This is a genomic window from Tardibacter chloracetimidivorans (assembly GCF_001890385.1).
Classification (GTDB): Bacteria; Pseudomonadota; Alphaproteobacteria; order Sphingomonadales; family Sphingomonadaceae; genus Tardibacter; species Tardibacter chloracetimidivorans.
This window is the reverse complement of the sequence record NZ_CP018221.1, coordinates 2,357,739-2,375,445: the sequence shown is the minus strand read 5'-3', so window position 1 is coordinate 2,375,445 and position 17,707 is coordinate 2,357,739. Positions and strand designations below refer to the sequence as shown.

At 66.7% G+C, this 17,707-nt stretch carries 17 protein-coding genes and 1 riboswitch; of the genes, 9 read left to right on the top strand and 8 right to left on the bottom strand.

Annotated features, from left to right (window positions below; translation table 11 throughout):
* The first annotated feature begins 128 nt into the window (after positions 1-128).
* Positions 129-2,987, top strand: coding sequence for a M16 family metallopeptidase (locus tag BSL82_RS12245; RefSeq protein WP_072597772.1), 2,859 nt, complete (start codon positions 129-131; stop codon positions 2,985-2,987).
* A gap of 7 nt (positions 2,988-2,994) precedes the next feature.
* Here the strand turns inward: BSL82_RS12245 and BSL82_RS12240 are convergent, their stop codons facing one another.
* Together BSL82_RS12240 and purE are read right to left on the bottom strand one after the other, a co-directional pair.
* Positions 2,995-4,059 (bottom strand): 5-(carboxyamino)imidazole ribonucleotide synthase, encoded by a 1,065-nt coding sequence (locus BSL82_RS12240; protein WP_237267705.1) that lies wholly within the window; start codon positions 4,057-4,059, stop codon positions 2,995-2,997.
* Between the two features lie 8 nt (positions 4,060-4,067).
* Positions 4,068-4,523: a 5-(carboxyamino)imidazole ribonucleotide mutase gene (purE, locus tag BSL82_RS12235; protein ID WP_418361279.1), complete on the bottom strand. Its 456-nt coding sequence runs from the start codon at positions 4,521-4,523 to the stop codon at positions 4,068-4,070.
* 239 nt (positions 4,524-4,762) lie between these two features.
* Between purE and BSL82_RS12230 the strand changes: the two genes are divergently transcribed.
* Positions 4,763-5,374 carry a GGDEF domain-containing protein gene (locus BSL82_RS12230; protein WP_072597769.1) on the top strand — a complete coding sequence of 204 codons (612 nt, stop codon included), beginning with the start codon at positions 4,763-4,765 and terminating at the stop codon, positions 5,372-5,374.
* Between the two features lie 49 nt (positions 5,375-5,423).
* Here BSL82_RS12230 and gpmA read toward each other — a convergent pair whose 3' ends face one another.
* Positions 5,424-6,116 carry a 2,3-diphosphoglycerate-dependent phosphoglycerate mutase gene (gpmA, locus tag BSL82_RS12225; RefSeq protein ID WP_072597768.1) on the bottom strand — a complete coding sequence of 231 codons (693 nt, stop codon included), beginning with the start codon at positions 6,114-6,116 and terminating at the stop codon, positions 5,424-5,426.
* Positions 6,117-6,221: 105 nt separating this feature from the next.
* On the opposite strand from gpmA, the gene rlmN reads away from it, so the two are divergent.
* From rlmN to BSL82_RS12210, 3 genes are all read left to right on the top strand, one after another.
* Complete coding sequence (gene rlmN, locus BSL82_RS12220; RefSeq protein WP_083579335.1) at positions 6,222-7,409, top strand: dual-specificity RNA methyltransferase RlmN; 1,188 nt, start codon at positions 6,222-6,224, stop codon at positions 7,407-7,409.
* Between the two features lie 99 nt (positions 7,410-7,508).
* Entirely contained in the window at positions 7,509-7,799 is a 291-nt protein-coding gene (locus BSL82_RS12215) for a hypothetical protein (RefSeq protein WP_072597766.1), read from the top strand.
* Positions 7,800-7,935: 136 nt separating this feature from the next.
* The gene (locus BSL82_RS12210; RefSeq protein WP_072597765.1) at positions 7,936-8,472 is read left to right on the top strand and encodes a helix-hairpin-helix domain-containing protein; all 537 of its coding nucleotides are present in this window, start codon (positions 7,936-7,938) and stop codon (positions 8,470-8,472) included.
* Positions 8,473-8,479: 7 nt separating this feature from the next.
* Here BSL82_RS12210 and BSL82_RS12205 read toward each other — a convergent pair whose 3' ends face one another.
* On the bottom strand, positions 8,480-9,400 hold the full coding sequence (locus BSL82_RS12205) for a hypothetical protein (protein ID WP_072597764.1): 921 nt from the start codon (positions 9,398-9,400) through the stop codon (positions 8,480-8,482).
* A gap of 131 nt (positions 9,401-9,531) precedes the next feature.
* Between BSL82_RS12205 and BSL82_RS12200 the strand changes: the two genes are divergently transcribed.
* Positions 9,532-10,851, top strand: coding sequence for an SLC13 family permease (locus BSL82_RS12200; RefSeq protein ID WP_072597763.1), 1,320 nt, complete (start codon positions 9,532-9,534; stop codon positions 10,849-10,851).
* Positions 10,852-10,862: 11 nt separating this feature from the next.
* On the opposite strand, the gene BSL82_RS12195 is transcribed toward BSL82_RS12200, so the two are convergent.
* The 4 genes from BSL82_RS12195 to tsaD all read right to left on the bottom strand — a co-directional run bounded on the left by BSL82_RS12195 (position 10,863) and on the right by tsaD (position 14,820).
* The gene (locus BSL82_RS12195) at positions 10,863-11,231 is read right to left on the bottom strand and encodes a response regulator (protein ID WP_072597762.1); all 369 of its coding nucleotides are present in this window, start codon (positions 11,229-11,231) and stop codon (positions 10,863-10,865) included.
* Between the two features lie 36 nt (positions 11,232-11,267).
* Complete coding sequence (locus BSL82_RS12190; RefSeq protein ID WP_072597761.1) at positions 11,268-12,698, bottom strand: DUF7125 family protein; 1,431 nt, start codon at positions 12,696-12,698, stop codon at positions 11,268-11,270.
* Between the two features lie 92 nt (positions 12,699-12,790).
* Entirely contained in the window at positions 12,791-13,780 is a 990-nt protein-coding gene (locus BSL82_RS12185) for an NAD(P)H-dependent glycerol-3-phosphate dehydrogenase (protein WP_072597760.1), read from the bottom strand.
* The gene (gene tsaD / locus BSL82_RS12180) at positions 13,777-14,820 is read right to left on the bottom strand and encodes a tRNA (adenosine(37)-N6)-threonylcarbamoyltransferase complex transferase subunit TsaD (protein ID WP_072597759.1); all 1,044 of its coding nucleotides are present in this window, start codon (positions 14,818-14,820) and stop codon (positions 13,777-13,779) included. The genes BSL82_RS12185 and tsaD overlap by 4 nt, the downstream gene beginning before the upstream one ends.
* A 42-nt stretch (positions 14,821-14,862) precedes the next feature.
* Here tsaD and hemC point away from each other — a divergent pair, with 42 nt between their 5' ends.
* Genes hemC through BSL82_RS12165 form a run of 3 tightly spaced genes read left to right on the top strand, consistent with a single transcriptional unit; the run spans position 14,863 to position 17,499 of the window.
* A complete protein-coding gene (gene hemC, locus BSL82_RS12175) occupies positions 14,863-15,789 on the top strand; it encodes a hydroxymethylbilane synthase (RefSeq protein WP_072597758.1) in 927 nt (308 codons plus the stop codon).
* Entirely contained in the window at positions 15,789-16,499 is a 711-nt protein-coding gene (locus BSL82_RS12170; protein WP_072597757.1) for a uroporphyrinogen-III synthase, read from the top strand. Before hemC ends, BSL82_RS12170 begins: the two co-directional genes overlap by 1 nt.
* A 28-nt stretch (positions 16,500-16,527) precedes the next feature.
* A complete protein-coding gene (locus BSL82_RS12165) occupies positions 16,528-17,499 on the top strand; it encodes a hypothetical protein (RefSeq protein WP_072597756.1) in 972 nt (323 codons plus the stop codon).
* 108 nt (positions 17,500-17,607) lie between these two features.
* A riboswitch (glycine riboswitch) is annotated at positions 17,608-17,692 on the top strand.
* Positions 17,693-17,707 lie beyond the last annotated feature (15 nt).

Below are 17,707 nucleotides of genomic sequence, written 5' to 3'. Positions count from 1 at the left end.
AACCAGCAGACATCAAACGCCGGTCAGCCTCTCCTGGTTCAGTCAAGCAGGCGCCGTTCGTCCGATGCCGGGTGACGACGCCGGTCGGGGCGGCTATGGTCCGCGCCACCTCTGCGAAAGGACCCGGCATGGTGGCCAACTGGTTGCGTAATCTTGGAATCGGCATCGTCCTTGGCTTTCTGCCGCTTTCATCGCCACTGCCCGCCGCACCATCGCAGAAGGTTGCGCCAGTCGCCGAGCTGGTCAAGACCGTCGACATTCCATATCAGCAGTTCACGCTGGACAACGGCCTGCGGGTGATCGTCTCGACGGACCGCAAGGCCCCGGTGGTCGCGGTGTCCATCTGGTATCATGTGGGATCGAAGAACGAGCCGAAGGGCAAGACCGGCTTTGCCCATCTGTTCGAGCATCTGATGTTCAACGGCTCGGAAAACGCGGACGGGGAGTTCTTCGTGCCGCTGGAAAACGCGGGCGCGACCGATTTCAACGGCACCACCTGGTTCGATCGCACCAATTATTTCGAGACGGTGCCGACCGGCGCGCTGGAGCTGGCGCTGTTCCTCGAATCCGACCGTATGGGCCATTTGCTGGGCGCGGTGACGAAGGAAAAGCTCGATAACCAGCGCAACGTCGTCCAGAACGAGAAGCGGCAGGGCGACAACCAGCCGTTCGGCCTTGTCGAATATGCGCAGCTTGCGGCGCTTTTCCCCGAAGGCCACCCCTATCGTCATTCCACCATCGGCTCCATGGCCGATCTGGACGCCGCCAGCCTTGAGGATGTGAGGAGCTGGTTCCGCGCCCATTACGGCCCCAACAACGCCGTGCTGGTGCTGGCGGGCGACATCGATGCCGAGGCCGCGCGCCCGCTGGTGGAGAAATATTTCGGGGATATTCCGCGCGGGCCGGAGCAGCCGCCCGTAACCGCCCCCGTGCCGACGCTGTCCGCGCCGGTCGAAGAGGTGATGAAGGACAAGGTCGCCACCACCCGCATCTACCGGATGTGGACGGTCCCCGGCCTGAACGACCCGGATGCGGTGAATCTGGACGTGGCGACGTCCGTTCTGGGCGGGCTGGCGTCTTCCCGGCTCGATAATGAGCTGGTGAAGAAACAGCAGCTCGCGGTCGCCGTGTCGGCCGGGCTTCAGGCGTTCGAGAAGGTCGGGCTGGTGGAGGTCTATGCCGATGTGAAGCCGGGCGTCGATCCGGCCGTGGCGGGCCGGGCGCTCGATCGCCAGATCGAAAAGCTGCTGAAGGAAGGCCCGACGGCCGACGAGGTGCGCCGCGTCGCCACGGGTCAGGTCGCAAGCCGCATCGCGGGGCTGGAAAAGGTCGGAGGGTTCGGGGGCAAGGCCGTCGCGCTGGCCGAAGGCGCGATCTATGCGAACGATCCGGAATTCTACAAGCGGCAGCTCGCCCGATATGCGGCGGCGACGCCTGCTTCGGTGAAGGCGGCCGCCGCGAAATGGCTGACGCGCCCGGCCTATCGCTTGATGGTGGAACCCGGCGAGCGCGAGCCCGATGACGTCGCGGCGGCGCGCAACACGGGCGTCAGGCCGCGCTATTACGCCGATCCCGATGTAAAGCCGGTGCCCGCCGCCGAAAAGGCGGCTCCACAGACAGCGGCGGTGACGAAGCGCAAAGCGCCCGATGTAAAGCCGGTGGACGATCTGGAATGGCCGGACGTGGAACGGACGAAACTCTCCAACGGGATGGAAGTCGTCTTCGCGCGGCGCGCGACCGTGCCGACGGTGCGCCTCTCCATGTCGTTCGACGCCGGATATGCGGCCGACGACAAGGCGAAGCTCGGCACCCATGCGATGATGCTTGCGCTGATGGACGAAGGCACGCGGACCCGCAGCTCCATCGACATCGCCGAAGAGCAGGAGCGGCTGGGCGCGGTCATCACGCCCGAGGCAAGCATGGACCGCACCGATGTTTCGCTGTTCGCCCTGAAGCCCAATCTCGCGCCCTCGCTCGCGCTGTTCGCCGACATCGTCCGCAACCCCGCCTTCGCGGCGGGAGAGGTGGAGCGGGTGCGCGGCCAGATGCTGACGAAGATCCGCTCGGAAAAGACCCAGCCATCGGGTCTGGCGCTGCGCGAACTGCCGCCGCTGCTTTACGGCAAAGCGCATCCCTATGGCATTCCCTTCACCGGCACCGGCGACGAGCAAGGCGTGACCGCCGTGACGCGCGACGATCTGGCGGCGCATCACCGCCATTGGCTGCGGCCCGACAACGCGACCATATTCGCGGTGGGCGACACTACGCTGGCGGAGCTGACGCCGCTGCTGGAGGCGCAGTTCGGCGACTGGCGATCGCCTGCCGGCGCAAAGCCCGCCAAGCTGTTCCGCATGGATCGGATGGCGCGCCCCGCGCGGATCGTGGTGATCGACAGGCCCGGACCGCAATCGCTGATCCTCGCCGGCCAGACGCTGGGGGTGGAGGGAACGGACGATCCGCTGACGCTCATCACCGCCAATGAAGTGCTTGGCGGCAGCTTCGTCTCGCGGCTCAACATGGACCTGCGCGAGGCGAAGGGCTGGTCCTATGGAGTCGGCACGCAGGTGCGGCTGGTGAGGGAAACGGTCCCGTTCCTGCTGTTCGCGCCGGTCCAGACCGACCGCACCGGGGATTCGGTGAAGGCGCTGATCGGCGGGATGCAGGACTTTCTCACCAAGAGCGGAGTGACGGCCGAGGAACTGGGCCGCACCATCAACAATCAAGTGCGGTCGCTGCCCGGCAGCTTCGAGACATCCTCCCAGCTTCTCGGTGCGATCGCCCGCAATGCCACCTTCGAGCGGCCCGACGACTATTACGAAACGCTGGCCGACCGTTACCGCGCGATGGACGCGGCCGATCTGGATGCGGCCGCCCGGCGATATATCCGTCCCAACGACCTGATCTGGGTGATCGTCGGCGATGCGGCGAAGGTCGGCCCGCAGCTCCAGCCGCTCGGCCTCCCGGTGGAAGTGATGAAGGCGGAGTAGCCTCTGCTCAGAACTCCAGCCGGGTCACATGGCCCATCTTGCGGCCGGGGCGCGCCTCGCCCTTGCCGTAAAGATGCAGATGGGCGTTGGGATCGGCCAGTGTCGTCAGCCAGTCGTGCACGTCGCCGCCGATCAGGTTCACCATCTCCACCCGTGCGGCGACGAGATCGACCGCCCCCAGCGGCAGGCCGCAAACCGCGCGGATATGATTCTCGAACTGGCTGGTGCGCGCGCCCTCGATGGTCCAATGGCCGGAATTGTGAACGCGCGGGGCCATTTCATTGAACACCGGCCCGTTCTCCGACGCGAAGAACTCAAGCGTCAGCACGCCCACATAATCGAGCGCCGCGGCGACCGCGCGGGCAAGCTCGCCCGCTTCGGCAGCCTGCGCACGGATCAGCGGACCGGCGGGCACGGTGCTGCGATCCAGAATGCCCGACTTGTGCTCATTGTCGGGCGCGTCCCAGATCACCACCTGCCCGTCGACGCTCCGGGCGAGGAGGATCGAAAACTCCCGCTCAAAGCTGACGAAGCCCTCAAGCATGGCGGGCTGACCGCCGGTCGCGGCCCAGGCGGCGTCGGCATCGGCGCGCGACATGATGCGCGCCTGACCCTTGCCGTCATAGCCGAACCGCCGCGTCTTGAGGATCGCGGGCGTGCCGATCTCGCCCAGAGCCTCGTCCAGCTCCGCGCGGCTGGACACGGCCCGGTAGGGCGCCGGCCTTCCGCCCAGCCCGCTCACGAAATCCTTCTCGCTCAGCCGGTCCTGCGCCACCTGAAGGGCGCCGATCGACGGGCGCACCGTCACCACCTCGGCAAGTTCCAGGACCGGCCCGGTCTCGATATTCTCGAACTCATATGTGACGACGTCGACCTGGGCGGCGAAGCGGCGCAGCGCATCGCCGTCGCCATAGTCGCCCTGTGTCACCGCGGCCGAAACATCGGCGGCGGGCGGCGCTTCCTCGGGCGCATAGATGTGGCAGCGATAGCCGAGCTGGGCCGCGGCGATGCTCAACATGCGGCCGAGCTGCCCGCCGCCGAGGACGCCGATCGTTGCGCCGGGTTCGATCATCGCGCCGCTCATTCGGGTTGTTCGGCCACCTGATCGGTCTGCGCCTTGCGCCATGCCTCCAGCCGGGCGGCCAGCGCCTCGTCCGACGTGGCGAGCATTGCGGCCGCCAGCAGCGCGGCGTTGACCGCGCCCGCCTTGCCGATGGCGAGCGTGCCCACAGGGATTCCGGCGGGCATCTGGACGATGGACAACAGGCTGTCCATGCCTTTCAAGGCCTTGGATTCCACGGGAACGCCAAGCACCGGCAACCGTGTCATCGAGGCCGCCATGCCCGGCAGATGGGCCGCGCCGCCCGCGCCCGCGATTATTATTTTCAGGCCTCTCTGAACGGCGGAACCCGCATAGTCGTAAAGGCGTTGTGGTGTGCGATGTGCAGACACCACCTTAACTTCATGGGGCACCTGGAGCGCGCTCAGCGTTTCATCGGCATGGCGCATGGTTTCCCAGTCCGAGGTGCTGCCCATGATGATGCCGACGACGGGCCGGTGTTCTGACAATGACATTCCCCTTGGACCAGATACCCCCTGGAAGGTCGCGGACATTAGGCACGTCGTTTGCTCCTGACAATGCAACAGCTCATCGATTGGCGGGATTTGTAGCCGAACCGGATGGGGCAAAGCGTATTCTGGTTGTCACAAGTTCAAGAGAAAATGCGTACATGGATTACTCAAGACAACCGCCGTCAGCGGCAAAGGGGATCGACATGTCGTGGCCGGACCGGCGCGTAGCCGATGCGCTGGCCGAGCGGGTCGCGAGCCTGCCGCCGGTCATGCAGCGGGCGGATCAGGAACTGGCGCGGCTGCGTCAGGCGCTGGTCCAGGCATGGGCGGAAATCGCCGAACTGCGCGTGCTTGCGGACCACGACAGCCTGACGGGACTTGCCAACCGCCGCCGCATGATGGCCGAACTTGAAGATGTGGTGGAGGATTGCCGCAGGCACGGCGGCGATGCGTCGCTGGTCTTCATGGACCTGAACCGGCTCAAGATGCTGAACGACAGCCATGGCCATCAGGCGGGCGACGCCGCCATCGTCCATGTCGCACGCATCATCCGCGAATCGTTGCATGGGGGCTTCGCGGCCCGCTTCGGCGGCGACGAATTCGCGCTCGTCTTCCGGAACCTGACGGAAGCGGACGCGCGCGCCAGGGCCGCCTCGATCGCGGACCGGATCGCCCGGTCGCCGCTGTTTTGCGACGGCATCGAGCACCGGCTGTCGGTGTCCTTCGGCGTCACCGCCATTTGCCCGTCGTTGTCGGTCAAGACGCTGCTCGCACGCGCCGACAAGGCGATGTACGCCGAAAAGCGGGTCGCCTAGCGTCTGCGTGGAATCGCCCCGCTCACCCTGAGCGCTTCAAATCAGGATTTTACGCCGCCCGCTCGGACAGATAATAGCGGTCCAGCGCGTTCAGATCATCGTCCAGTTCATAGACGATCGGCTGTCCGGTCGGGATTTCCAGGCTCGGGATCTCGGCGTCCGAAATGTTCGACAGATGCTTCACCAGCGCGCGCAGCGAATTGCCATGGGCCGAGATCAGTACACGCTCGCCGCCCTTCAGCGCGGGGGCGATCGCCTTGTTCCAATAGGGTAGCACGCGCGCGATCGTGTCCTTCAGGCTTTCGGTCCTCGGCACATCCACGCCCGCATAGCGGCGGTCCATTGACGGGTCATATTGCGAGCCCGGCTCCACCGGCGGGGGCGGCACGTCGAACGATCGCCGCCAGATCTTCACCTGCTCTTCCCCGGCCTTGGCGATCATCTCCGCCTTGTTCAGCCCGGTAAGCCCGCCATAATGCCGCTCGTTCAGCCTCCAGTGCTTCTCGACCGGAAGCCACAGCCGGTCCATCGCTTCCAGCGCCAGGTTCAGCGTCTTGATCGCGCGGGTCTGATAGCTGGTGAAGCAGCGGTCGAAATCCAGCCCCCGCTCCGCCATCAGCGCGCCCGCCGCCTTTGCCTCGGCCGCGCCAAGCTCGGTCACGTCCACGTCCCACCAGCCGGTGAAGCGGTTCTCCAGGTTCCAGGCGCTCTGGCCATGGCGGATGAGGACGAGAAGCGGCATCGGGGCACTCCGGCGTTTGAGGTTCGCGGGCCTGATAAGCGGTCGCGTCCGCCGGGGCAACCGTGCGGCATTGGCTTTTGGCCCGCGAATCACTAAATGCGCGCGATGCAGATTCCCGGCCATATCGACCCCGTTGCCGTCCCGCGCGGCGAGATCGCGCGCGCCGATGGCCGCGTCGACGTAGTCGGCCTTACACGGGCGGAGCTGCGCGAGGCGCTGATCGCCGCCGGCATTGCCGAAAAACAGGCGAAGATGCGCGCCCAGCAGATCTGGCACTCGATCTATAATCGCGGCGCGACCGATTTTTCCGCAATGACGAGCATTTCAAAGGAAACGCAGGCCCAGCTTGCCGAACGCTTCGTCATCGGGCGGCCGGAAGTGGTGGAGGCCCAGGTTTCCACCGACGGCACGCGCAAATGGCTGCTCCGTTCGGCGGACGGGCAGGATTATGAAATGGTGTTCATCCCCGACGCCGATCGGGGGACGCTGTGCGTGTCGAGCCAGGTCGGCTGCACGCTCAACTGCCGCTTCTGCTACACCGGCACGATGAAGCTGGTCCGCAACCTGACGGCGGGCGAGGTCGTGGCCCAGGTGATGCTTGCCCGCGATGCGCTGGGCGAATGGCCAAGCCAGCCCGATGGCCGGCTGCTCACCAACATCGTGATGATGGGCATGGGCGAGCCGCTCTATAATTTCGACAATGTGAAGAAGGCGCTCGGCATCGTGATGGACGGCGACGGACTGTCGCTGTCCAAGCGCCGGATCACGCTTTCCACCTCCGGCGTGGTGCCGATGATGGCGCGCGCGGGCGAGGAGATCGGCGTCAACCTCGCCGTCTCGCTGCACGCGGTCACCAAGGAGGTGCGCGACGAGATCGTGCCCATCAACAAGAAATACGGCATCGAGGAGCTGTTGGCCGCCTGCGCCGCCTATCCCGGTGCCAACAATGCGCGGCGCATCACCTTTGAATATGTGATGCTCAAAGGGAAGAACGACAGCGACGACGACGCGCGCGAACTGGTGCGGCTGATCCGCAAATACCGGCTGCCAGCCAAGGTGAACCTCATTCCGTTCAACCCCTGGCCTGGCGCGGCCTATGAATGTTCGGACGACGATCGCATCGCCCGCTTTTCGGACATCATCTTCAAGGCCGGGATTTCCGCGCCCGTCCGCACGCCACGGGGGCGCGACATCATGGCGGCCTGCGGCCAGCTCAAATCGGCCGCCGAGAAGATCAGCCGCGCCGAGCTGGATCGCCGCGCGGCGGAAAAGGAAGCCGCCTGGACGTTGTGAGGCGTGGCGGGCGGCAATGGCACGGACTTGAGAATGTCAGCGTTTCCGCTAGGTTCGCCCCTGCGGAGCCGGGGGATGAGGAGCACAGGCTGAAAAATCATGGCCAATATTGCCAAATTGCTGTCCGGTATCTTCGTCGTTCTGCTGCTGACCTATGCGGCCTTCTACGGCCGGGGGATGGGCGAGCGGACGATCAACGACCTGACCGCCCGCGCCAATCAGGAGCTGGTCAATCACAATCTCGTGGGCGTGACCGTTGCCTTCGAGGCAAGCCCGGTGCGCCGCGTCGCGCATTTGAGGGGCAATCTGCCGCCCGCGCAGATGGCACAGGCGATCACCATCGTGCGCGGCGTTCCCGGCGTGGCCGAGGCCGTCTGGGACCAGCAATGATCGAAAGGCGCGGGTGATGACGCTTTACCTTTTCGCAGAGATGCTGCTGCTCAATCTTGCCGCCTTCGCCATCGGCCTGGGCGCCGCCTGGGCCATCTGGGCCATCTGGGGCCGCCGGGCCGAAAGGGACTGAGCCATGGCCTATCTCATTCAGATGAACCTCTGGTTCCTGATCGCGGCGCTGCTGGTCGGCTTTGTGACGGGCGCATGGATGTGGGCGCGGCGGCGGCATCGGGTTGTGCTGACCCAGCCGGACGAAAACGCGCCGTTCGCCCGCACGCTGGAGCGTGCGCCGATGCCGCAAGGCCCGGCTCCGGACGCGGGCATGGTCGGGGCGGGCGACGCCGTGCTTTCGGGCGGTGGAGGATTTTCACCATTTCTGGATGCGCCGCAGGGCGACCCGGACGATCTCAGGCGGCTGAAGGGGGTTGGTCCCAAGCTGCATTCGATGCTGGGGGAACTGGGCGTCTTCCATTATCACCAGATCGCAAGCTGGTCTGACGAGCATGTGACGATCATCGACGAGCGGCTGGGCAGCTTCAGGGGCCGCATCCACCGTGATCGCTGGCGGGAGCAGGCGCGGCTTCTGGCCGAAGGCCGTCTCGATGAGTTTGAAGCAATGTTCGGATCGGGCGGCGCGGAGCAGCCAAGGACCGACAGCGACGAGAGCTGACTGTCCGTCAGCTCACCCATTCCGAAATGATGGAGCCGTCCGCCGGATCCTCGAACGCAACGCGGCTGAACTCCACCGCAACCAGACACACGGGCCTGATGCCTGCTCCCCGGTTCCAGCAATGCACCGGTTGTCCGTCGGGATAGCCGGTGATGCGGCCGCTGAGCACCAGCCGATAGCCCTGCGGCTTGGTCGGGGGCGTGCCGGGCCGGGCCTTCACCGTCGCGGAATAGGGCCGCGTTCCCCTGCGCAAGGTGCGCCGTCCTTCGGGCGCGAAGAACTGGGCGATGCCGACCGTCTGCGATTCCACCGGAACAGGCGGTGGCGGCCCCGCCACTTCCGGGGCCTCGTCGACATCGGACTCGGCCCCTGCATCCGCCGTCTCGGGCGCGGGTTGCAGCGCGGGCGCGCAACGCTCTGAACTGGTCCAGGGCCGCCTGATCCAGAAGCCTTCCACCGCATCGAACCGAAGTTCGCCCGCAAGCGCGCGGACCCAGTCCGGCTCGTCCCAGATATGCGGCTTGGCCACCAGTTTGAGCGCGCCTGACTTGGGATTGCGGCTCCAATAGGCCCATTCGCCGGAATCCTCTCCTTCAGGCCCGCCGCACCCGAAGGGCAGGCGGATGACGAATGTCCTCCCGACCAGCGCCTCATTCTGCTCAGGCAACGCCAGACCGGCCGCGACCGCATCGGCGGCCGCAGTGGCCGCCTGCAGAAGTTGCGCGCGGTCGAGCGGTGCCAGCGGAACCGGGATCGCCGGAACCGGCGTCGTATCCGCAAGCTGGTTATCGGCCAGGGCCGCATCCTCGGCCGGGGGGGCGGACGGGCGGTCCATGGTGGTGGTGACGACCACGCCGGCAAGCACGATCGCAAGGAATGCCGCCACGGCCCAGCCGAGCCGCGCCATGTTGTTTCGGTCGTCGCCCATTGTCGAAGCCTAGCAGAAACATGCTGCTGAATTGAACCCCACTCGGCGGGCGGCCGCAAAATGTGACGACGATTTCGATATTTGCGGTGGGACCGCGCCCGTAATAGAGCGTGGGATCAGGCAAAGGAACGATGACCCTAGACCAGATCATAACCCTGCTCGTGCTCGCGGGCGTCATCGCAGCGCTGATCTGGGACCGGGTGCGCGCGGATGTCGTCGCCCTCGGCGGCGCTGCGATCCTCCTGATCACCGGCGCGGTCAGGCCAAGCGAGGTGCAGGCTGCGTTCGGAAGCCCCGCCATCGTCACGCTGGCGTCGCTCTTCGTCATCGCCCATGCGATGGAGCTGTCGGGCCTGCTGGACCTGATGATCCGGCGCATGATTGCGCTGTGCAAGCGAACAGGGGCTGCTGGACTGTGGACACTGATCACCCTGTGCGGCGGGGCATCGGCCTTTCTCAACAATACGCCGATCGTGGTGCTTGCCGCCCCGGTGGTGCGCGACGTCGCCAATTCGCTGAAGCTCGATCCGAAGCGATTCCTGCTGCCGCTGTCCTATGTGGCGGTGCTTGGCGGATGTTGCACGTTGATCGGCACATCCACCAACCTGCTGGTGGACGACATGGCCCGCACCTCGGGCCAGGCGCCGTTCGGCATTTTCGAGATCACGCCCGTGGGTCTTGTCGTGGCGTTGGTCGGCGGGCTTTACCTGCTGCTGTTTTCGGGGACGCTGCTGGAACATACATCCGACCGCCCAGATCCCAAGCTGTTCCAGACGGAGCGCCATCACGTCAGCCATCTCGACATCGCGGGGGATGCGCTTGGCGATACTTCGGATTTCGCGGAGGAGCGGCCGCTTCGCATCTGGCGGGCGCTTGCATCGCTGGGCGTGTTCGCGGGCGTCGTGGCGCTGGCTGCGCTTAACGTCGCACCGATCGCCGCGGCCGCCTTTGCGGGCGCGGTGCTGCTGATCCTGATGCGGGTGATCGCGCCGGACGAGGCCTATGGCGGGCTCCGGCCCGAGATATTGCTGCTGATCGCCGGCATGGTGGTGCTGGGCATCGCGCTGGAACAGACCGGCCTCGCCGCGGCGGTGACGAACTGGCTGGTCGGATCGGTCGGCGGACTCGGTCCGCTGATGGCGCTGATCCTGCTTTATGGCGGAACGCTGATCCTGACCGAGCTTTTGTCAAACGCGACGGTCGCCGTGCTGGTCACGCCGGTTGCAGTGGCGCTCGCCGAAAGCCTTGGCGTCAGCCCGCGTCCCTTTCTGGTGGCGATCATGGTCGCCGGCAGCGCCGCATTCGCGACGCCCTTCGGCTATCAGACCAATGTTCTGGTCTACCAGATGGGTGGCTATCGCTATATGGATTTCGTCAAGGTGGGCCTGCCGTTGAACCTCATCACATGGATTGCGGCGGTGATCGCAATCCACTGGTTCTTTCCGTTCTAGGGCCGTAACGTTCAGGCGTGCCTGTCCGCCAGCAGCCGCGCGACAAGGTCGATCAGCACCCGGTTGTCATAAGGCTTGTCGAGCACGTCGACGAACAGATCGCTACGCTCCCGCGCGATCATCCCCTGCGCGCCGCTGACGAGAAGAATGGGAATATCCGACACGGCGGGATCGTCGCGAATGGCCTCGGCAAGTTCCAGCCCGGTCATCAGCGGCATCATGAAATCGGTGATGACCAGTTCCGGACGCCGCTCGCGCACCAGCCGCAACGCGGCCTCGCCCTGCGAGGCGGTCAGCACTTCATGCCCGGCGTCCTCCAGCAGGTCGGCCAGCATCTCGGCGAGCAAGAACTCGTCGTCCGCGACGACGATCAACGCCATGGCGTGAAGGCTCCCTCTTCGGCGCGCATCGCCGCCTCAGCGATCGCTTGGCGCGGCCGCCGTGGCGCCGGAACGCCCAAGCTTGCCCAAAGGTGCTCCGATGCTCAACCCCTTGTCCGAAAAGGTCACCAGATGCGCGCGGGTGTCAAAGCTGCTGTCGCGCATCTTCTGAATCGCAATCGACCTGATGAGATCATGATCCTCCTCGGTCGTTCGCAACACCAGAAGATTGTCGAGAATGGCGGAAATGTCGGACCCGGGCGTCGTGACCTCCCCCCCGGTCAGTTCGCGCGTCTCCCATGTCGCCATTGTGGTGACGCCGAGCGCGCGCAGCCGTGCGGTGAGGACGGCGAAGAACTCCATGAGCCGGGGGCGGTGGAGCGCCGCCCGCTCGAATCCGCCCAGTCCGTCGATGAAGAGCCTCTTCACCTTGTGGGCGGCCACGTGACTGAGGAGTTGCTCCCCCAGCTTGTCGAGCAGATGTTCCTGCAAAGGGTGCCAGATGATGTCCAGCCCGCTGGAAGGCAGATCGATGTTGAGCGCCTTGGCCTTCAGATGGAGCCGTTCGGGCGTTTCGAAGAAGCCGAAATGGAGCCCGGGCTCGTCGACGGTGGAGCGGCTCAGAAAGTGAAGGCCAAGCGTGGTCTTGCCGCCTCCCGATGGCCCCACGGTAAGCGTCACCGAGCCAAGCGGAAGGCCACCTCCCGTCAGCCGGTCAAGATCGGCGCAGCCGCTGGAGATGCGTTCTGACGATGGCTGGTCCCTGAGCGCAGCGGGCTCCATCACCGCCTCGAGCCGCGGATAGACGCATATGCCCGCGTTGGTGATCTCGAATTTGTGCAACCCGCCGATCGCAGGGCTTCCGCGCGACTTGCGGACCTGAAGACGGCGGGCGGTGCGGACGCCGTACAAATCCTCGTTCAGTTCGATCACGCCGTCGACCATGGTGTGTTCGGGGCTGCTGTCCTCCAGACGGGTGCTCGTCAGAAACAGTACGGTGCAGCCGACGAATCCGGCCTGGCTCTGCACCTCGGCGACGAAGGTCTTGACGTCGAGATCGGTGTCGGCCCGGTCGCGGGCGTTCAACAGGCCGTCGAAGACCAGCAGCGTGGCCCCGTGCCGCTTGGTTTCGCGGCGAAGCAGCTTGACGACCGCGCCCAGCCCCTCATCGCGCAGCGCCTGAAAGACGCTGATATAGACGATCTCCTCGCCCAGCTTGCTTCTGTCGAAAAAATCGAGCGTGGCGAGCGCCTGGAACAGCCGTTCATGGCTTTCGGACAACAGGGTGACGTAAAGCACCCGCGCGCCCCCTGCCGCGCGCGAAAAGGCGATCTGGTTGGAAAGTATCGTCTTGCCTGCCCCGGGACGGCCCTGAACGATATAGGACGCGCCTTCAATGAGGCCGCCGTTCAGGACGCGATCGAGACCTTCGATGCCGGTCGCGAACCGCGCTAGATGCTGCGCCACGATTTTCCTCCGTTGCTGTCGGTCGGGCAGTACGCCGCCCCCGCGCCGCTTGAACTACAGCTAGTTTCCAAAAGACGGCTTGCCAACCGCCGTCATGCGCCTTCCGTCCTTAGGGGACGCGAGAGCATCTGTTCCACGACCGAATCTATTTTCTCCGATCCGTCCAGCAGATCGCACACCGCGTCGACGATCGGCATTTCGACCCCGGCCGTATGCGCCGCCTCGCGCAGCACGGGGGCGGTGAACGCGCCTTCCGCCACGGTCTTGCGGTCGGCCATCAGCGCGGCGGCGCTCTCGCCCCTGCCAAGGCCAAAGCCCAGGCTGAAATTGCGCGAGGATTGCGAGGAACAGGTCAGCACCAGATCGCCAAGGCCGGACAGGCCCGCCAGCGTTTCCGGCCGCGCGCCACGGGCCACGCCGAACCGCGACATCTCGGCAAAGCCCCGGCTGATCAGCGCCGCGCGGGCGTTCTGGCCAAGGCCGCGGCCTTCCACCACGCCGCAGGCGATCGCCAGCACATTCTTGACCGCCCCGCCGATCTCCGCGCCGATCAGGTCGCTTGAGGCATAGGGGCGGAAGGTGGGCTGGGCGAGCCGCGCCACCAGCGCCTCGGCAAGCGCCGGATCGGCCGCCGCAAGCGTGATGGCGGTCGGCAGTCCCTGCGCGACCTCATGGGCGAAGGTGGGTCCGGACAGCACCGCAATAGGCGCCTGCGGTTGCGCTTCGGCCGCGACCTCGGTCAGCAGTTTCATGCTGCCTGCCTCTATGCCCTTCGAGCACAGAATGAGCGGCCTGCCCCCTTGCGGAAGACTGCCGAGCAGGGTCCGCACATGCTGGGCCGGCGCGACGACGAGCAGCGCATCCGCCCAGTCAAGTTCGCCAAGGTCACCGGTCGCGCGGATCGACGGCGAAAGCGCAATGCCGGGGAGGAAAAGCGGGTTGGTGTGGGCGTCGTTGATCGTGTCCACCACCTCCGCCTCGCGCGCCCAGAGCCGCACCTCGCGGCCGCCGGTCGCCGCGACCTGCGCCAGCGCCGTTCCCCAGGCCCCTCCGCCGATGACTGCGATCCGCTCGATCTTCATGCCTTCACCCCCGCTCCCCGTGCAGGCGGCGCGTCGGGATCGAGCGGCCAGCGCGCCCGTGCCGCGACATCCGCCTCGCCCATCAACCCAAGGCCGAAGCGCTCCGCGCCTGCCCATGCGATCATCGCCGCATTGTCCGTGCACAGCCAGCCCGGTGGGGCGATGAACGGCAGCCCCTGCGCGTCTGCAAGCGCGCCGAGCGCCGTGCGGATCGCCTGATTGGACGCGACCCCGCCGGCAACCACCAGCGCCGTTGCTTCGGGCATCGCCTCCAGCGCAAGCCGGGTGCGGTCGATCAGGCAATCGACCACCGCCTGCTGAAAGGATGCGGCAAGATCCTCGCGGCCGTGCGCGCCCGCTTCCGCCGCGCGAAGCACCGCGCTTTTCAGCCCTGCAAAGGAGAAATGCGGCTCGCCCGACCCGACCAGCGGCCGGGGGAATGCGACGGCCCGCGAATCGCCTTGCCGCGCCGCGCGCTCCACCGCCGGGCCGCCGGGAAAACCCAGCCCGAGGATTTTCGCCACCTTGTCGAACGCCTCGCCCGCCGCGTCGTCGATGGTCGTGGCGAGCCGCCGGTAGCAGCCGACTCCATCGACCGCCAGCAGCTGGCAATGGCCGCCGGACGCAAGCAGCAGCAGATAGGGAAAGCCAAGCTCCGGCTCGACCAGGCGCGGGCTGAGCGCATGGCCCTCCAGATGGTTGATCGCGATCAGCGGCTTTCCGGTGGCCAGGCTGAGCGCCTTGCCGGTGACCAGCCCCACCATCACGCCGCCGATCAGCCCCGGTCCGGCGGTGGCGGCGATCGCGTCGACCTGATCGAGCTGCATCCCGGCTTCGTTCATCACCTGCGAGATCAACGGCGCAAGCACCTCCACATGGGCGCGCGCGGCGATTTCCGGCACCACGCCGCCAAAGGGGCGGTGCGCCTCCTCCTGCCCCGCGATGCGCTGCGCCAATATGCGGCGGTCCGTGGCGACCAGCGCCGCCGCCGTTTCGTCGCAACTCGATTCAAGGCCCAATATGATCGCCGAAGATGACATGGCGGCTTTCCTGCCAGCCGAGTTGCACCTAGAGCAAGTGCAATGACGGCTCCAAGGATCAGACTCGGCACGCGCGCCTCCCCGCTGGCGCTTGCGCAGGCGCATATGGTGGCGGATGCGCTCGCGACGGCGCACGGCTGGGACAGGGGCGAAATCGCGCTTGTCCCCCTTACCACCACTGGCGACCGCGTGCAGGACAGGGCGCTTGCGGAGATCGGCGGCAAGGCGCTGTGGACCAAGGAGCTGGATGCGGCGCTTCTGGGTGGCCACATCGACGCGGCCGTTCATTCGATGAAGGATGTGGAGACGATCCGCCCGCCTGAAATCAGGATCGCGGCGATGCTGCCCCGCGCCGATGTGCGGGACCGGCTGATCGGCGCCGCCTCGATCGAGACGCTGCCCCTGGGCGCGCGCGTCGGCACCGCCTCCCCCCGCCGCGCCGCGCAGTTGCTGGCGCTTCGTCCGGACCTGAAGATCGGGCTGTTTCGCGGCAATGTCGCCACGCGGCTGAGGAAATTGGCTGAGGGAGAGGCCGATGCGACGCTGCTCGCCGCCGCCGGGCTGCACCGGCTGGGACAGGATGATGTCGGATCGCCCGTGCCCGTAGAGGTGATGCTGCCCGCCCCCGCCCAGGGCGCGATCGGGATAGAGGTGCGCGCGGCTGACAGCGACGCGACGCGCCTGCTGGCGGCGATCAGCCACGCGCCCACCTTTGATGCGGTGATGATGGAGCGGGCGCTGCTCGCGGCCCTTGGCGGCACCTGCCGGAGCCCGGTGGCGGCGCTTGCCCTTCCGCAAGACAGCGGATTTCAGATGAGGGCCGAAATACTGCTTCCCGACGGCGGCGAGACGGTGCGCGGAGAGGCGTCGGGCTGCTCTGCCGAGGATGCAGCCGCGCAGGCCATGGCGTTGGGGCGGGATCTTCTGTCGCGGGCCAGTCCGGCCCTGCGGGCGCTGTTCGAGGGTTGATGGCGCGGGTTCTCGTCACGCGGCCGCAGCCCGGTGCCGATACGACGGCGGAGCGGCTTTCGGCCCTTGGCCATGACGTGACGACAGCACCGCTTTTCACCGTGCATTCACTCCAATGGTCCCCGCCGGGTGAAGTGATCGACGCCCTGATGGTGACGAGCGCCAATGCGATGCGCCTTTCGGGACCGCTGCCGGAGGCGTGGCGGGCGCTTCCCTGCTATGCGGTGGGCGAGGCGACCGCCAAGGCGGCGGCGGAGCGCGGCTTCACCCGCATCATCGTCGGCGATGGCGACGCGAGCGCGCTGGCCGCCCAAATGGCGGCGGATGGCGTTGGCGTGGCGCTGCATCTGGCGGGGCGGGAACACCGCGCCGTGGCGGGCGGCGCCCTGAGGATCGTGACATGCACCGTCTATGCGGCGGACCCGGTGGGGAGGCTGGGCGCGGATGTGGAAAGCGCGCTGTCGGCCGGGAAGGTCGACCGGGTGCTTCTCTATTCCGCGCGCGCGGCGGGCGCTTTTGCCGCTCTGATGGACGGGGCGGGGATCGACCGGGGCGGCGTTGCGCTTGGCGCGATGAGCGACCGGGTCGCCGATGCCGCCGGTGAAGGATGGCGCGGCATCGCGGTCGCGCCAGCGCCTGTCGAGGATCAACTGTTTGCGGCATGCGGCCTGCTGTGCGACAAGCCGCAATCCACCGTGCGGGATCGCTGACATGGCGCTCGGGCAGTAAAGGAACGACATGGCCGGTTATCCTGGTGAGATGAGCGAGCCCGATCCCGGCGTCCGGACAAGGCCGCGCCGCAGCGTGCTGCCGTGGATACTCACCTTCGCCTCGCTGACGTTCGCGCTCGGCCTGCTCGCCAACCCCTGGTTCGAGCGGGAAATCCGCTCCCGCCTTCCGTTCGGCGGCGGCAGCCAGGTTGCGGATGCTCCGCAGGCCGGCGCGAGGGAGGCATCGACGCCGCTCGCAGCAGAGGACCGGAAAGTCGCGGCGGCGACGGTCCTCGCGTCCACGGCCGATGCCGAGGAGGAAGTGAAGGCGAGGCTGGCGCAGGCCGAACGGCTTGCCGCGCTTGAAAAGCGGTTTGAGGCGCTTGACGCCCGCAGCGGAATGGCGCTCGCCAACAGCGCGCGGGCCGAAGGCATGCTGATCACGCTTGCCGCGCGTCGTGCGGTCGACACTGGCCAATCGCTGGGGGTGATCGAGGGTATGCTCCGCGAGCGCTTCGGCGGCACGCAGCCGCAGGCGGTCGCCGCGCTGATCGCCGCAAGCCAGCAGCCGGTGACTCTGTCGCAGCTCCAGGCCGGGTTGCAGACGCTTGAGCCGCAGTTGCAGCATGCGGCCCAAGGCGGAAGCTGGTGGAGCGAGCTGAGCAGCGATATCGCCGGGCTGATCCTGTTCAAGCGCGAGAGCGAGCCAGTGATGCAGCCGATCGAGCAGTTGAGGGATGCGCGCCAGCGGCTGTCCATGGGCGATGTCGCGGGCGCATTGTGGCAGATCGGCCGGCTGCCGGAAGGCGCACGGGCGAAGGCCGCGGCATGGCGCGCGGCGGCGCGGCGTTATCTGTCGGCGCATCAGGCGCTCGATACGCTGGAGACGGTGGCGCTGCTTTCTCCCCCGCCGGGCCAAAAGGAACAGGTGATCCCGCTTCCATCCGCCCCGCCTGCGCCGACGCCTGCCGAAAATGCGGAACCAGCCCCACGCGGCTGACTCCAACTCCGCCGACAGTCGTGCTATGCAAATCCAGTTGCCCGCCGCGCCCGCTTGGGATAGTTGCGGTGCAGCATCAATGCTTCGAGGAGTAACAGGCTAGACGACCGGCACCACAGGGAGAGAGCGGATCATCCGCCGCCGAAGGAGCAACCGCCCCGGAAACTCTCAGGCAAAAGGACCAGTGGGCTGACGGATTCTGGAAAGA